General features: G+C 42.5%; 14 protein-coding genes. 2 read left to right on the forward strand and 12 right to left on the reverse strand.

The features are described from left to right. Positions 1–603, reverse strand: a complete 603-nt coding sequence (locus FEM33_RS04670; protein ID WP_139010942.1) for an aminotransferase class IV — start codon at positions 601–603, stop codon at positions 1–3. Then, positions 581–1,585 (reverse strand): aminodeoxychorismate synthase component I, encoded by a 1,005-nt coding sequence (locus FEM33_RS04675; protein WP_139010943.1) that lies wholly within the window; start codon positions 1,583–1,585, stop codon positions 581–583. The genes FEM33_RS04670 and FEM33_RS04675 overlap by 23 nt, the downstream gene beginning before the upstream one ends. A gap of 143 nt (positions 1,586–1,728) precedes the next feature. Here FEM33_RS04675 and FEM33_RS04680 point away from each other — a divergent pair, with 143 nt between their 5' ends. Continuing rightward, complete coding sequence (locus tag FEM33_RS04680; RefSeq protein WP_139010944.1) at positions 1,729–2,736, forward strand: YpdA family putative bacillithiol disulfide reductase; 1,008 nt, start codon at positions 1,729–1,731, stop codon at positions 2,734–2,736. Positions 2,737–2,782: 46 nt separating this feature from the next. On the opposite strand, the gene FEM33_RS04685 is transcribed toward FEM33_RS04680, so the two are convergent. After that, entirely contained in the window at positions 2,783–3,955 is a 1,173-nt protein-coding gene (locus FEM33_RS04685) for a WD40/YVTN/BNR-like repeat-containing protein (protein WP_229214090.1), read from the reverse strand. A 36-nt stretch (positions 3,956–3,991) separates the two neighbouring features. Between FEM33_RS04685 and FEM33_RS04690 the strand changes: the two genes are divergently transcribed. Further along, on the forward strand, positions 3,992–4,294 hold the full coding sequence (locus FEM33_RS04690; RefSeq protein WP_139010946.1) for a YtxH domain-containing protein: 303 nt from the start codon (positions 3,992–3,994) through the stop codon (positions 4,292–4,294). 62 nt (positions 4,295–4,356) lie between these two features. On the opposite strand, the gene FEM33_RS04695 is transcribed toward FEM33_RS04690, so the two are convergent. From FEM33_RS04695 to FEM33_RS04735, 9 genes are all read right to left on the reverse strand, one after another. Next, positions 4,357–4,902: a DUF4136 domain-containing protein gene (locus FEM33_RS04695; RefSeq protein WP_139010947.1), complete on the reverse strand. Its 546-nt coding sequence runs from the start codon at positions 4,900–4,902 to the stop codon at positions 4,357–4,359. Between the two features lie 79 nt (positions 4,903–4,981). Next, the gene (gene dnaG / locus FEM33_RS04700) at positions 4,982–7,009 is read right to left on the reverse strand and encodes a DNA primase (protein ID WP_139010948.1); all 2,028 of its coding nucleotides are present in this window, start codon (positions 7,007–7,009) and stop codon (positions 4,982–4,984) included. An 18-nt stretch (positions 7,010–7,027) separates the two neighbouring features. Then, positions 7,028–7,783 (reverse strand): TerC family protein, encoded by a 756-nt coding sequence (locus FEM33_RS04705; RefSeq protein WP_139010949.1) that lies wholly within the window; start codon positions 7,781–7,783, stop codon positions 7,028–7,030. 343 nt (positions 7,784–8,126) lie between these two features. Then, positions 8,127–9,086, reverse strand: coding sequence for a glycosyltransferase family protein (locus FEM33_RS04710; RefSeq protein WP_139010950.1), 960 nt, complete (start codon positions 9,084–9,086; stop codon positions 8,127–8,129). Beyond that, on the reverse strand, positions 9,079–10,479 hold the full coding sequence (locus FEM33_RS04715) for an O-antigen ligase family protein (RefSeq protein WP_229214091.1): 1,401 nt from the start codon (positions 10,477–10,479) through the stop codon (positions 9,079–9,081). Before FEM33_RS04715 ends, FEM33_RS04710 begins: the two co-directional genes overlap by 8 nt. After that, the gene (locus FEM33_RS04720; RefSeq protein WP_161597068.1) at positions 10,467–11,855 is read right to left on the reverse strand and encodes a CDP-glycerol glycerophosphotransferase family protein; all 1,389 of its coding nucleotides are present in this window, start codon (positions 11,853–11,855) and stop codon (positions 10,467–10,469) included. Before FEM33_RS04720 ends, FEM33_RS04715 begins: the two co-directional genes overlap by 13 nt. Further along, the gene (locus tag FEM33_RS04725) at positions 11,839–12,546 is read right to left on the reverse strand and encodes an acylneuraminate cytidylyltransferase family protein (protein ID WP_139010952.1); all 708 of its coding nucleotides are present in this window, start codon (positions 12,544–12,546) and stop codon (positions 11,839–11,841) included. The genes FEM33_RS04720 and FEM33_RS04725 overlap by 17 nt, the downstream gene beginning before the upstream one ends. After that, the gene (gene neuC / locus FEM33_RS04730) at positions 12,543–13,688 is read right to left on the reverse strand and encodes a UDP-N-acetylglucosamine 2-epimerase (protein ID WP_139010953.1); all 1,146 of its coding nucleotides are present in this window, start codon (positions 13,686–13,688) and stop codon (positions 12,543–12,545) included. The genes FEM33_RS04725 and neuC overlap by 4 nt, the downstream gene beginning before the upstream one ends. Further along, complete coding sequence (locus FEM33_RS04735) at positions 13,685–14,689, reverse strand: N-acetylneuraminate synthase family protein (protein ID WP_139010954.1); 1,005 nt, start codon at positions 14,687–14,689, stop codon at positions 13,685–13,687. The genes neuC and FEM33_RS04735 overlap by 4 nt, the downstream gene beginning before the upstream one ends. Positions 14,690–14,716: the final 27 nt, after the last annotated feature.

A 14,716-nucleotide genomic window follows, 5' to 3' on the forward strand; every position in this document is an offset into this window, starting at 1 on the left:
TCATGCGATCACATCAATGTCAAGAATTGGTGCATTTTCCCAGTTTATCATGGCATTGAAAAGCTTTATATGACTGAATCCGGAAATATTTTCTTCTCTGATTTCAGCTTCTTGTATCATTCCGTTGTCCAGCAAAAATGCACGCTGGGTGCCTTGCAGCAACGGAGCGGCAGGCGTAAGCCATTTTTCTCCATCATAAAAAGCCGTATTGCAAAAACACGAATCCGTAACCATTTTGTTTTTGATAATCAGGATTTCGTCGGCATTACCGCGCTGTGCAAAAAGCATGTTCAGTTCCGTCCGGTCATCATATTTGAAAGCATAATCAACAGTATCATGATAAACGCGCTGGATTTTCCTTATTGTACGCGGCGCATACAATTCCCATTTGATATGATCAATTTCGTTTTCATAGGCAAGCCGGCATTTATGCATTTCATTTCCCAGCGAATCCGGAATGGCAATCAAGTCTGTCAGGTTCCAGTAATCCGTAAAGCCCCATAGTTCCCGGCGCGTTTTGTTCAGCCGTGCTTCATGATAAGAATGGTTTTTCAGAATCCGGTTTTCAACGCAGATGGTTTCAAAGCATAGTTTGCGCGACATGGCTGAAAGGAAGATAAACTTTGTCAATTAATTCCTGATATTCGCTTCGGGCATTGCTGCGCGCTGTAATTCCGCCGCCGCTTTTAAATATGAGCTGTTCATTCTGGTTTTCAATAAACCGGATCATCACAGCACTTTCAAAATTTTCACCGTCAAAATAACCCATAACGCCCGTATAGTAACCTCTTTCATAACCTTCTGCATTTTTGATAATCCGCATGGTACTCGGTTTGGGCGCGCCGGTAATGGAACCGGCCGGCAGTAATTTTAAAAGCAAATCGCCGTATTTTCCATTAAAATCATCAGGAAGAATTCCGGCAATTTCAGAACTCACCTGCAGAAGCGTTTTATCATTTGTATATATACGGTCAATGTAACGATATTTTTCCACCCATATTTTTTGAGCAACCATACTCAGGTCGTTACGGATCAGGTCTACAATCGTGGCATGTTCCGCAGCTTCCTTGTAATCGGATAAAATGACGTCTTCCGCATTGGGAACCGAAGCGTCTATCGTACCTTTCATCGGAAAGGAAGCGATCCGGTTTCCTTTTATACGCACAAAGATTTCAGGAGAAAAGCAGGCGAACTCGTTTCTAAACCACAACTTGTAAAGTGCTGTGCTGTTTTGGTAAATATCGAAGAGCGACAAACCGGTTTCTATCAGCGTAGGCAGTGAAAAATTGACAAGAAACGAATTTCCGGCTTTCAGGTTTTTTACAACAAAGTCAAACCTGGATTTGTATTCTTCAAAAGGAACCGGAAACTTTCTGAAATAAAAATCGCCGGGCAATTCTTTCTTTTCTGTAAATGCCTGATTGGAAAAGCCGTTGAAATCGAATTGTATCTCGGCGGGATTCACGTCTTTCAATGGCCATGCAAGTGGCTTTTCTGACAGATAATCTGCAATAAACAGAAACGGAATGCCCCGTTTTCCCCATTCATTGAGGTTTCTGGTAAAAATATTCACGGAATCTGTCAAAGAAAAAAGCTTGTGTTGATGAACATTCTAAACGGAAAGCTAATTTACAAAGTTCAGAAACCAATAACCAAAATAAGGGGTTAAATTGGAAGAGCCGGTCTAATGAAGCGAACGGCTGCAAACTGTAATTTCAAGATTAAATAATGCATATATACGACGTAATCATTATCGGAGGCGGGCCTTGCGGCCTTGCTATGGGCGTAGAGCTTGCAAAAAGCGGCCTTGATTATCTGATTCTGGAAAAAGGCAATCTGACCGAATCCATCCGCCGGTATCCAAGACGTATGAAGTTCTTTTCCACAGCTGAAAATATCGAGATCGGAGGGATTCCCTTTGCTATTTCTGACGTAAAAGCCAACCGCAATGAAGCCTTGCAGTATTACCGGAAAGTGGCGGGTTATTATCATCTGAATTTCAAATTGTTTATAGATGTTGACCGCTCTGAAAAGCAGCCGGACGGAACATTTCTGACTTATTCCAGAGATGGCCAGGTTTTTCAGTCCAGAAACGTCGTGCTTGCGACCGGTTATTTTGATGTGCCGCGCAAGCTGAACGTGCCGGGTGAAGACCTTCCGCACGTTTCGCATTATTATGACGAGCCGTTCGAGTATTCTTATACGAATGTTGTCTTGGTTGGTGGTTCCAATTCTGCAGTGGAAGCGGCGCTGGAATTATACCGGCACGATGCGCATGTTACAATCGTACATAAAGATGCGGATTTCAGGACAAAAGTGAAATACTGGCTCGTTCCCGATGTAAAAAACCGGGTGAAAGAAGGAAAAATCCATACGCGTTTCAACAGCATCACCAAAGCCATTGAACCCGGCCGCATGCAGATCCAGAATGTTGAAACCGGAGAAACAGAATGGCTGCCGGCGGATTTTGTGTTTTTGCTGGTCGGTTATCTGCCCGATGAACACTTGCTTTTCCGTTGCGGCGTGACGCTTGATCCGGTTACCAAAGTTCCGGTTTTTGATCCTGAAACATTTGAAACCAACGTTCCCGGCCTGTACTTGTGCGGAACAGTTATGGCCGGTGTTTTTACGGAAAAGGTCTTTATAGAAAACGGACGCGATCATGCCGCAGCAATCGCGGACCATCTTGCCGGAAGGGAAGTGCGGAAAGTAAAAGAACTGATTGACAGAATATAGTTTTTTACAAAAGAATATACAGAAGAATGGCCGGTCCCGGATCCGGTTATTCTTCTACAACCACGAGCTTGCGTTTTTTGTTTTTCGTCGAAATCAGGTCTATTTTACCAATAAGCCCATTTGCCCCGACTGCATAGCCGACATTGCCGGCAAAGCTTAACGCATGAAAGCCTTCTTTGCCCAGCAAACGCCAGGTTTTGCCGCGGTCCAGCGAAAAGCTGCTTCCCGAAGGCCCGCTTGCAACCAATGCATAATTGTCTGAGCGGATCTGCGTGTCGCCGTTCCAGGTTGCGTTGGTTTTATGGTAAATGTCCACGCATTCTTTCAGTCCGGCAGGTTTCGTCATGCTATTTTGTAATTCCCATGTAATTCCGCCGTCGTTTGTGATCAGTACATTTCTGGTCGAATCAGTTGTACGTTTGTAATCTCCGCCGACCGCCATGCCGTTTTTCTTCGACCAGAATCTCAGCCCGAAAATGCCGCTTGTTGGCCCTGCGGGCAATGGCGTTTCGGAAACCTGCCATGTTTGTCCGTAATCTTCAGAGCGGAATACCCTTGCCATTTTGCCGCCGCCCGTTCCGATATACACGCTGCTTTTTCCAGCGGTAAGAATGGATGTGCCGCTGGCTGCAAAGCATGCTTCTCCGGGCAGTGTTGCCGGTCTTTTTTCCAAAGGAAGCGCTGTCCAAGATTCTCCGCCATCTTCCGTAACCAGTATAAACAGCTTTCCCTCAACCGGATCGCCGAGACAAATGCCTCTGTTTTTGTCCCAAAAGTCGATTCCATCCAGAAAAACCCCATTCTGTGTAGTTTGGTACACAAGGCTCCATGATTCGCCGCCGTCTTCCGTCCGGAAAATTTTCGCCTTTCCTTTCTCTGATTCGCCCGCGCTCATGGCAATGGCATTCTGCTTGTCGAAAGCATGAATATCCCGGAAATCCATCGAGTCCGCACCTGAAACTTTATACGTCAGCCATGTATGTCCGGCATCGGTTGTTTTCAGAATTGTACCGTTTGATCCTCCAATCCAGCAGATACTTGGCGAAACCGCATGTACAGCCCGCATATTGATTTTGGTCTTTACATCCAGAACTTTCCACTGAGCCGTCACTGGCCAAGGCAGAAAAAGGACAAGCAGCATTATAAATTGTCTGAAAATTCCGGCAGACTGATGCATAATTTCAGGAAGAAGGGTGGCATAGTATTTTTGTGTACCCAATTATAATGTATTGTTAACACAAAATAAGAAATTCAGATGGACAAGAATCAAAAATTTTTATTAGGTGCTCTTAGTGCACTGTTGGCAGGTGTTGCAGTTGGGCTTTTGGTTGCTCCTAAAAACGGCAAAGAAACACGTGAGCTCATTAAAAATAAAGCTGGCGATCTTGGCGGCACAGCAAAAGATAAATACGATAAAAGCCTTGAAGAATTAACTGCATTGGCCGACAAGCTAAAAGAAGGATTTAACAATAATGTAAATTCTGTAAAAGAAAAAGCAGGTTCAATTGCTCATACGGTAAGTGACAAAGTTCATGGAGTTGTAAATAACAACGCATAACAAATAAATAATAAACAACAAAGGGCTGTTTCCAACTGAAAACAGCCCTTTGTTGTTTATAGCTATGGAATCTGGGCAATTACTTTTCCGATTGCTTCATTGATGTCTTCCGTAAAGTTTCTGCTTTTTTCGGGAATAATGCCTTCACTGCCGCCTTGCCACACAAGTTTGTTGTTATTTGCGTCTACAAGGTCGATTATCAGCGTTCCTTCACGGTATTTTCCGACAGGTACTTCCTGACTTTTCCATGAATAACGACGCTGGCCCATGTATCTGGGCAATCCGTCGGTTCTGAAGTCAGTTTGCCTCGTCTGGATTTCTTCTTTTACATTCAGTGCGATGTTGATTTTAAGGCCTGGGTCCCGCGCTTCGTCAAGTCCTCTGGCCTGCAAATTTCTGGCAATTGCTTCTTTGATAATCCCGACTCTGCTTTCAAAGTTTTCAGGAATGGTATCGCCTTGCGCTTCAATATCATAAAAGCCGAAAGTCGTATAATCAGAAAGGTGAAAGTTGTCTTCCTGCTTGGTTTTCAATAACTTGTAAGAAGACTTGCATTCCAGAAAAATAAAGGGAATCAGTAAAACGGGGATAAGAAACCGGGTTTTCATATACGGGAAAATTGATTTTGATCCTTTAATTGATAAAATATTATTCCTGTTGTAGAAACAGCAATTTCCTGACTGTCGTTCAGCCGATTACACTTCCCAGTTCCTTGGCAGCGGCCATACTGATGCCTTTATAGAACATATATTCGTTCATCACTGCATTTTGTTCTTCTTCTGTTTTGGCGTGAACGGCCTGCGCAAGGCATGCTTTCATCTTTTCTTCAATAAAAACTTTTTTCAGCCTCAGTATGTTTATAAAGGCTGTTTTGTCCAGCACATCGGTTTCAAAGGGAACGTATATTTCGTATTTCTCGGACCATAACTCGCTGAGTTCATACTTGGTGGCCAGCCAGCCGATTGTAAGGTTCCGGATTTCAGGTTCGTGATGATGCAGAAAGTAATCGGTCGTTAAAACGTTGTTGCGGTTGTAGTTTTCCCGGAACAATGTCAGCAGATGATGAAAAACAGTGTCGCTGAAATCAATTCCTTCCACTTCACCCAACACATACTGACAAACAGTTATACTTGGTTCCAGCTCTTTTGTACCATACAGAACAAGCAATTTCATAAAAGCTTCTTCCTGATAGTACAATTTGGTGCGAAGTACGGGTTCTGCTTCCGGCATTTCCGGCGCAAACAGATCGGCAGGCAATTCCTCGTTTCTGGCCTGAAATGTACCGATTACTTCATCAATGGCATTGGGATTTTCCTGTTCCGAAGCGGGTCTGCGGGTTGTCTTTTCCTGAGATTTCTGGGTTTGTTGTTTGCGTAACAGTTTATTGCCTTCGGTAATCAGCATCTGTTCATCCACTTTCATCATTTCTGACGTCCGATGAAAGAAAACCTGTCTTTTGATAGCCTCCGGAATCCTGACAATACTGTTTACAACTTCCCCGATCACCGCTGCCTGCCGGAACGGGTCATTGCCCGCATCTTTCAGCAGGATCTCTGTTTTAAAAGTTATAAAGTCCTTTGAAGCCTGCCGCAAGTAAGCTTTAAATGCTTCCGCACCGACTTTTCGTACATAGCTGTCCGGATCTTCTCCGTCCGGAAAGAGTACGATATTGACATTCAGTCCTTCTTCCAGCACAAGATCAAGTCCGCGCAAGGCTGCTTTGATACCGGCAATGTCACCGTCATACAGAATAGTAACGTTTGGTGCAAAGCGGCTGATCAGACGGATTTGTTCTGTTGTAAGCGATGTTCCCGAAGAAGCAACCACGTTTTCAATGCCGGCCTGATGCAGGGAAATTACATCCGTGTATCCTTCAACGAGGTAACACAGTTCCTGATTCCGGATCGCATTTTTAGCCTGATAGATGCCGTAAAGAACTTCACTTTTATGATAAACGTCGGTTTCAGGTGAATTGAGGTATTTCGGCTGGTTTGCCTGCTTTGCATTTCCGCCTTTTTCAGACTTTAAAATCCGGGCTCCGAAAGCAATTACTTTTCCGGCTACATTATGGATCGGGAAAATGACGCGGCCTCTGAAACGGTCATAACCTGGCGAATGGCGGTTCCCCGCACCATTATCTTCTTTACGAATCAGCAATCCGGCTTTTTCCAGCAAATCGGCCGAATGTCCTTTTGCCATGGCTTCCCTGGAAAATGCGTCCCACGTATCCAGACTGTATCCGAGTTCAAATTTTTTCCGTATTTCAGCTGAAAATCCACGCTCGCGAAAATAACTCAATCCGATTGCCTGCCCTTCTTCGCTGTGATGAAGCTGCTGCTGATAAAAGTTTTTTGCATAGTTAAGGACAATGTAAAGGCTTTCCCGTTCATTCTGGCGAATGGCTTCTTCGTCGGTAATTTCCTCTTCTTCAATTTCGATGTTGTATTTGCCGGCCAGATAACGCAGTGCCTCGCCGTAACCGATGCCATCAATGTCCATTACAAACTTGATGGAATCGCCGGCCGCTCCGCATCCAAAACATTTATAAATCTGTCTGGAAGGGTTTACATTGAACGAAGGTGTTTTTTCATTGTGAAAAGGACAGCATGCAGAGTAATTGGCCCCTTTTTTCTTTAATGACACAAAATCTCCGACTACTTCAACAATGTCGGAAGCTTGTTTGATCCTGTCAACAGTTTCAGGGTTAATGCGCATAATAAATGAATGAAGCCGTTAGTTAACCTGATCGTGCAGTTTAACCGGCTGTTTGGTGTTTTTGTCCAGTTTCATGTTCAGCAATTCCACCATAAATGAAAATGCCATTGCAAAATACGCATAGCCTTTCGGTATTTCGTAATGGAACGCTTCAGCAATCAGTAAGGTGCCGATCATCAGTAAAAAAGACAAAGCCAGAATCTTGATAGAAGGGTGGCCATTTACGAAATCGCCGATTTTACTGGCAAAACCGATCATAATAAAAGTGGAAGCAATCACAGCTCCGATCATGATCGGAATTTCTTTCACGAGCCCGACTGCTGTCAGAACGGAATCGAAAGAGAAAATAATATTCAGCAATGCAATTTGTATCAAAGCACTTCCGAAAGTCAGCCCGCCTTTTTTTGCAAGACTGTCTCCGGTCGGCAATTCTTCGGGTTCACCTTCCAGTTTATGGTGCATTTCCTTTGTCGTACTGTAAAGCAGAAAAATTCCGCCGCCAAGCAGGATCAGATCGCGGCCGCTGAATCCATGTCCGAAAAGCGTAAGAAGATCATGTTTTAACCCGATTACCCACGAAATGGCAAAGAGCAGTGCAATCCTGAGCACGAGTGCAATGAGCAGTCCGTAATTCTGTGCATTTTTACGCTGGTCTGCAGGCAGCTTTCCTGAAACGATCGTTATGAAAATTACATTATCAATGCCGAGCACAATTTCCAGCAGTGTAAGCGTCAGCAAACTGATCAGTGCATCGGGTGTTAGCAGTGCTTCCATGTATAACTTTAAGGTGGTAAGTGCTTGTACGAATTTAATGAGCTATGCAGGTTTGAACAATAATCAGGCCATATTTTATTGTTTTTTGTCCGGCGGGCTGTTTAGTCTGAATTATTTTTATAAAATTGTGATATAATTTATAGTTAGAATTTAGAAATTCATAAACGAAAGCTTTTTTCTAATTACTTTAGTTTGTTATTTTGCGGTACTAAAAGATGTTGTGGAATTTATCAGATCAGATATATAGATATTAAAAATATAGTGTGTGTATAGTGTGAAACAGGGCATGGAAATTTTTCTATGCCTTTGTTTTTTTATAAGTATTTGACCTGCAACACCGTATTTACAAGTATGTTTCATACAGGTTCAAAAGCTTTTCCACAGCATCTTCATAATGGTCAGATCCGGCATTTTCCGAGCTTCGTGAAAGCCGCAGCTCGCTGACAAAATCCACAACTTCAATATCGCTGAAAAGCCTGCATGCTGCCGGGCGTGTTACACAATCAGACGCAAATACAACTACATGCTGCTCAATGGCTTCATGAACGGAAAGAGAATCTCCGTCGGTCGTCGTATTTCTGATGAATGCATCGCATAATGCCAGCACATTTCTGAAATCATGATGTTCGCTGATTATAAAAACATTGCCAGGAATTTTCCCGAAAGTATTTTGAATATGGACTTTATAACTTCCGGACGGATCAGAAACAATCAGTCCTGCCTTTGCTGTTTTTTCCAGGTTGCGTACAATTCCGGTAATGCCGTAAATTTCGTTGCCGTGCTTGTCAAAAGTTAATTTCCAGGCATTTGTACAAAACAAAAATTCATGCTTTTCTCTGAAATGATAAAGTTTCTCAAGAAGCAGCGGATCCGGTTTGTTGTGCATGGAAGAAGGGATAAAAGCCGTAATCCGAATTGCATTTTTGTTAAGCTTTGCGGCCGTTTGGAAACTTTCCGTATTCAGGATGACAGGCGTGGAAGAAAGACGGATGGAAAAATCGACAAGCCGGTTTTTCAAAAAGCCATAACGTCCCAGATTTCCGTGAAAAGTAATAATTGCCTTTTTGCCAAGCAGTTTGCAAGTTAACGCAAGAAGAAATTGCACATAAGGACTGGACGAATGCAGGTGAATGACTTTGTAATAAAGTACCTGAAAACAGGTTTTAAGCGGTTTTTTTCGGAAATCGGTGAATTCGAAACATTCCGGTTTTCGTTGTTTCAATGCTTCGACAAGCCGGCTTACATGCACCGTTACGCCCCCATATGGCTGAGGAGTTCTGCCTGTAATCAGGATTTTATTCATTTGTTTCAAGAAATGAATAATGACAGCTCTTTGCATAGAAATACATGCAAGTCAGCAAAACAGGCGCTATGCAGTTTACCGTGATACTTTTGCCGGGAATAATGACGAATACACTGCCAACCGTATGGTTGAAAATCAGATAAAAAGTAAAGGCAGGAAACAGCACAATGTGTTTTTTATTTGTTTCGACGCTTTTCCACAAAGCAATTCCCAATACAACAAGTATGGCATAGGTATAAAACGTACCGGAAATTCCTTGTTCGGCCAGCAAAGTGTAAAAGAGTGAATGCGCTTCCCGATAACCCGGCCCCAGAATTTCAAAACTTCCGATTCCGTTACCGAAAAGTGGATTCTGTTGAAAAAGAGTGTAAGCCACAGCATGAATTTCTGCGCGTCCGCTGATTTGCGGCAGCTTGGATATTAATGCATCAATGGAGGTGATTTCGTCAAACCGGAGTTTCCAGAAATACGTCATATCCTGTTGGTCAAGAAAAATCTGAATTTCATGGTTATAAAACACAACGGGGAGCGCAAGTAAAATCAGCCGGTAAAAACGGAAAAAACTACGGATTGAAAATACGGTAAGGATTAGATACGGCACAATAATCAGAACGGCGCCGCGTGAAAACGAAATGATAACAATGCCTGTAAAAACAAGGATGAAGACAATCCGCGTAATCTGGGCCAGGTTGTTGTTACTGCTGAAAAGCAGCACAAAAGGCCATAACAGGATAAAGTACGCCATTGTAACATTGGTGTCCGTAATATTTCGGGTTGCAAGCAGGTTGTCCGAACCCTTGTAACTCGCTCCGGCAAATACAAGTCCGAATGTTCCTGAACCTAGAATAACAAAGAGCAGGCAAAGACATTTTTCCACTTCTTTCCTGAAATCAATTGCAAAGGATACCGTTTTAAAATAGGCAAAATACATGGGCAAAGTGAATGCGTACAGTAAAATGCCACCCAGAAATATTTTATCAAGATTTGGAGAAATCAGGACAAAAAAGCAGTTGAAGATAATCCAGAAACTTATGAACAGCTTTTCCTTTGGTGAAAGCAACACGGGCTTGTTCAGGAAGAAATACAGAAAGTACAGGTTCAGCAATATAAACGGAAACAGCCTCCAAAGCGAGTTTGCACCGGCAGTGAATGAATACTTTTGAAAAAGCTGGATAAACTGCGTAAGTACCGGAATGCTTACAACATGGAAAAACCGGTGTTTCGATGGAGAAAACAGGCAAAGTGTGCAGTAAGTAAAAAATGAAAGCACAACAATGCTCTGAAACCGGCTTTCACCAATGTCTGCGATTTCAGAAAATAACTGCTCGCACATTGCAACAAGCGTAATGGAAACGGCTGATTTCCGGAACATTTCAGAAATTATCCTAAACATTTTTTGATTGCTGACATGGCTGCATGAACGGACTTCGGTTCTTTGTGAAAGATGAATGGCCTGATCTTGCTGAGATTATTACATTCTGAATTTTCTGTCAGAACAGTATCCAGTGCGCTGAATAATTCTTCTTTGTTTGTAACTATATGATCAATTTTCAGCCGGTTCAAAGGAATCTGGTGGCTGTAATCATAAAGTCTGCGCACAGATTCTGAATAAGGCAATTCATGCTTTCCGTCGTAAGCAATGCTGATAATGTGCTTGTTACAGGCAGCTGCATCCAGCCGCATCGTTGAAGCCGCATTTATACAAACATCACAATGCCGGATCATTTCAGTTAAGGAATCCAGAAAATTCAGATCCGGCATCCGTGCCGTTGATTTTAAAACGGGTGAAGCAAAGTGGTTGTCAGGGAACCAGATCCTGAGATTATCTTCATCTGAAAACGGGTCGTATAAATGGAAATTATCTGCCGGATGACATCTTACAATCAGTACCGTATTCTTGTGTTCACGCGTATAGGCAATTAAGTCCTTCGTTACGGCAATCTGACGAGGGAAAAGTTTACAGGAACTTGTTGCAAAGAGGATGATTTTATCACCAGGCTTTATGCTGTATTTCCTTCTGAAATTTGTTTTCGCATGTGCAGCCGGAGGCTTTTTGAAATAAGTATCAAACCTTGGAATTCCGGTAATGCAAACTTCAGACTCGTGCGTGCCAAAAATAGAATAAAACTTGCGGTATTCATCCGCCATAAACTTGTTCCAGGCCAGTATGCAGGTATGATTCGCATTGATAATGCCTTTGGAAGTAAGATTATCCCAGCTGATGATCATTCCAACAGAAGGGATTTTGTCCCTGCCTAAAAAATTAACGATCCGGTTTTCAACAATATCAAGCGGAGAAGAGGAAATGACGCCGCGAAAATGAAAGGAATGTAACCCTTTCAGGTTTTGGGAACGGGCGGACAAATGGACAATCAGTTTTCTTGCAAGGATCAAAAAAAACTTGTTCAGATTTAAACTATTCATAATCAATAAGGTAGCGTAGGTGACGAAATTCAGAATGCGGTTTTCACCCAAAGATTTTATTTTATACGTTTCGATACCGAAATAATGAAAAAAGATAGCTTTCTGAATTTTTCTTATCAACATAATCAGTCGGCTTTCAGCCGAAAATGGAAGGTCGATCAAACGTGCATGTATATGGAAATGTTTGTTTATCAAAGCAATTTCTGCTTTTCCAAGCAGGCTGGAAAGAACATGAACTTCATACTGCCTGTCCATTTCCTTGATTAAACCACTATGGATTACATTGATCGCCGCAAAACTGTTTGTGATGAGGAGCAATATGGGTTTTTTATGTAATTGCTCCATTCCTGATATAATTTTCTGCATTTTCCCAGTCACTTTGTGTATCAATATTGATACCCGGCTCGGTAACAAGGCCGATGATTTTTCCACCCAGTAAAATTCCGTTCTGAATCAATTCTGTTCTGATGATGTAAACTTTACCATTTCTGTAAAATGTGTCCGCTAATTGCTGCCGGCAGGGAACAAGGATTTCTTTTTTCATAATTCGGAAAATCTGTTCGTCATTGCTCATTTGAAATGCCCAGTTGGGATTGTACTTGTCCGGTATTTTGCTGATAGTTACGAGGCTATCCGCTTTGGTTTGCATTACTCTTATGATTGCTTCACTGATCAGGTTTTTGCTGCGAAAAGGAGCGGTTGGCTGAAGCAGGCACACATAATCAAATTTTTTCCCCTGTTCCTGATAATATTTAACGGCGTGACTTAATACCAGAATAGCAGGAGCGCTGTCATCTGCAAATTCAGCAGGTCTGATAAATGGCGCTTCAATTCCCTTGAACTGACCGGAAATACGCAGGATATGTTCACAATCGCTCGAAACTACAATGGTATTCAGCCATTTGCATTCAAGTGCAGATTCGATTGTATACTGAATCAGTGGTTTGCCGCCAAGCAACTTCAGGTTTTTGCCCGGAATTCCTTTTGATCCTTTTCTTGCGGGTATAATGCCAAGAATTTCAGGAAATCCGTTCATAGATAATCTGTTTTCCTGTTTGTACTTAACGGTATGGTGGCCAGCAACGATGCAATCTTCTGTCCTGCATGTCCGCTTCCATAAATGTTTTCGGAAGGATATGGTCCGTGAAGCAGCTGGTTTTTGACTGCTTCTGCTATTTTTCCGCAATCATAATCTGTATCAATAACATTACTGCCTCTTTCTCTCCCGGCCTGCCGGCTGCCGATATTTACAACCGGAATGCCCAAAAATGATGCTTCCCTGATTCCGGTACTTGAATTCCCAATCAGACAGCAACTGCTTTGAATTAATTTCAGAAAATGCAGAGGCTCGAAGTTTTTTACAAACCGGATTAAATGATCATTGCATTTTTCCCCGAATTCCCGGATGCCTGCAATGATTTCCGACGAGCCCGGATCTGCATTCGGATAAAACCAGTATGTGGGAATATTCAGTATTTTAACTGCATTTAGAGTTTCCTGAATCTGTTTGCGTGTACATTGGAGTTCTGTTGTAACCGAATGCTGCATGACAACAAGATACTTTTCAATGACATCCGGTTTTTTACGCTCGCTAGCAGCTGAATCGCAATATTCTGAAGCATTCTTGACCTGAAGTGCCAGGTCGATGGAAGGACAGCCCGTATTGAATACAGACTGGGGATTTTTACCATGCTGAATAATCCGGCTTTGTGCCTTCTCAGTAGCAGCAAAGTGAATATCAGACAAATAAGTAACTGCATGCCTCACTTTTTCGTCAATGTTGCCTGTAACTTCCCCGCCCTGTACATGTGCAAGCGTAATGTTCATAAAAGAAGCAGTAGTGGCAGTTGACATGGTTTCAAACCGGTCACCAATCGATACGACGACATCGGGCTTGATGTTCTCAAACAGCGAAGCAAGTTCAATAATACCCAAGCCTGTTGTTTTGGCTGCGGCTGTATAATTATCAACATCCAGTAAGTTGGATATTTTTGCTGTGATGCAAAAACCGTCTTTTTCTATGCTATCCAGTATACATCCATATTTTCCAAGCAAAGCACTTGCGGCTACAACAAGCTGTAATTCCAAAGCAGGATGATTCCTGATTTCTGTTAAAACGGTTTTGATCCGGCAGTAACTTGCTCTGGCCGTAACCACGACACATATTTTTCTGATCATACCAAATCGTTTGCCGTGATAAAATCCCATTGAGCCAGATCTTTATTCAACCTTTTTTCAATAATTTCTTTATAATCTTTTGCCGGAATTCCATAGCCAGCCGGTTTTTTAGATTCCAGATCGTCAATAGTTAATATGTGCCCTTCCTGCAAGTTTCTGTTTACTGCCAGCGACTTGCCGAAAATTGTTTTGAGGGATTCAAATTTGTTGTTGCTTGTTTTATCCACAGGATTGTTCAAGGCAATTTCTATCTTGCGGATTCCCTGGACAAGATTTTTTACTTTACGGACAGGTATGGAAGAGGAAGCATCCGGGCCAAACATCTTTTGGTCAAATACCACGTGAAATTCAAGCAGTTGTGCACCTAAACTCGCTGCTGCCAGGCAGGCATAGATATCTCCCGAATGATCAGAAAACCCTACCGGGATCTTGTAACGCTCTTTAAAAAGCTCCATCACATTCAAGCCCCATTGCTGCGGTTCGGCAGGGTAGGAGGAAGTACATTGTAAAAGAGACAAATAACAATTCCTGTTCTTCAGGTAATTTATAGTATTATCCAACTCAGAAATCGAGCTCATTCCTGATGACAAAATGATCTTTTTACCCGAATCCGCAATTCTGTCAAGCATCAGAAAATTATCCATTTCACCAGATCCGGTTTTATAAATTTCAGTTCCTATATTGCCCAGCAGATCAACGGCTGAAACTGAAAACGGACTTGCAATGAAATCCAGTTTTCTGTCATGACAATGTTTTTTTAATCCGGCCCATTGCGCTTCAGTAAACTGCGTGCGTTTCCAGTAATCCATTCTGGTTTGGTCTTCGTAGGAAAACTCACTTCGGAACGGCTCATACATACTACTTTCTGCTTCTGCAATATGAATCTGAAATTTAACCGCATTGACGCCGGTTGTTGCGAGTGCATCAATATAGGAATGAGCAATTCCAAGGCTTCCTTCATGTGCCTGACCGATTTCAGCAATGAGATAAATTTCATTCATAGTGTTGGAAGCCTGATTTAAAAATTC

It is taken from the genome of Dyadobacter flavalbus (assembly GCF_006149045.1).
Classification (GTDB): domain Bacteria; phylum Bacteroidota; class Bacteroidia; order Cytophagales; family Spirosomataceae; genus Dyadobacter; species Dyadobacter flavalbus.

Bases quoted from the DNA above. Each gene is read 5' to 3' on its own strand.
- FEM33_RS04670 (WP_139010942.1), bottom strand. From the start codon at position 603: ATGTCGCGCAAACTATGCTTTGAAACCATCTGCGTTGAAAACCGGATT.
- FEM33_RS04680 (WP_139010944.1), top strand. From the start codon at position 1,729: ATGCATATATACGACGTAATCATTATCGGAGGCGGGCCTTGCGGCCTT.
- FEM33_RS04690 (WP_139010946.1), top strand. From the start codon at position 3,992: ATGGACAAGAATCAAAAATTTTTATTAGGTGCTCTTAGTGCACTGTTG.
- FEM33_RS04695 (WP_139010947.1), bottom strand. From the start codon at position 4,902: ATGAAAACCCGGTTTCTTATCCCCGTTTTACTGATTCCCTTTATTTTT.
- dnaG (WP_139010948.1), bottom strand. From the start codon at position 7,009: ATGCGCATTAACCCTGAAACTGTTGACAGGATCAAACAAGCTTCCGAC.
- FEM33_RS04705 (WP_139010949.1), bottom strand. From the start codon at position 7,783: ATGGAAGCACTGCTAACACCCGATGCACTGATCAGTTTGCTGACGCTT.
- FEM33_RS04710 (WP_139010950.1), bottom strand. From the start codon at position 9,086: ATGAATAAAATCCTGATTACAGGCAGAACTCCTCAGCCATATGGGGGC.
- FEM33_RS04715 (WP_229214091.1), bottom strand. From the start codon at position 10,479: ATGTTTAGGATAATTTCTGAAATGTTCCGGAAATCAGCCGTTTCCATT.
- FEM33_RS04720 (WP_161597068.1), bottom strand. From the start codon at position 11,855: ATGGAGCAATTACATAAAAAACCCATATTGCTCCTCATCACAAACAGT.
- FEM33_RS04725 (WP_139010952.1), bottom strand. From the start codon at position 12,546: ATGAACGGATTTCCTGAAATTCTTGGCATTATACCCGCAAGAAAAGGA.
- neuC (WP_139010953.1), bottom strand. From the start codon at position 13,688: ATGATCAGAAAAATATGTGTCGTGGTTACGGCCAGAGCAAGTTACTGC.
- FEM33_RS04735 (WP_139010954.1), bottom strand. From the start codon at position 14,689: ATGAATGAAATTTATCTCATTGCTGAAATCGGTCAGGCACATGAAGGA.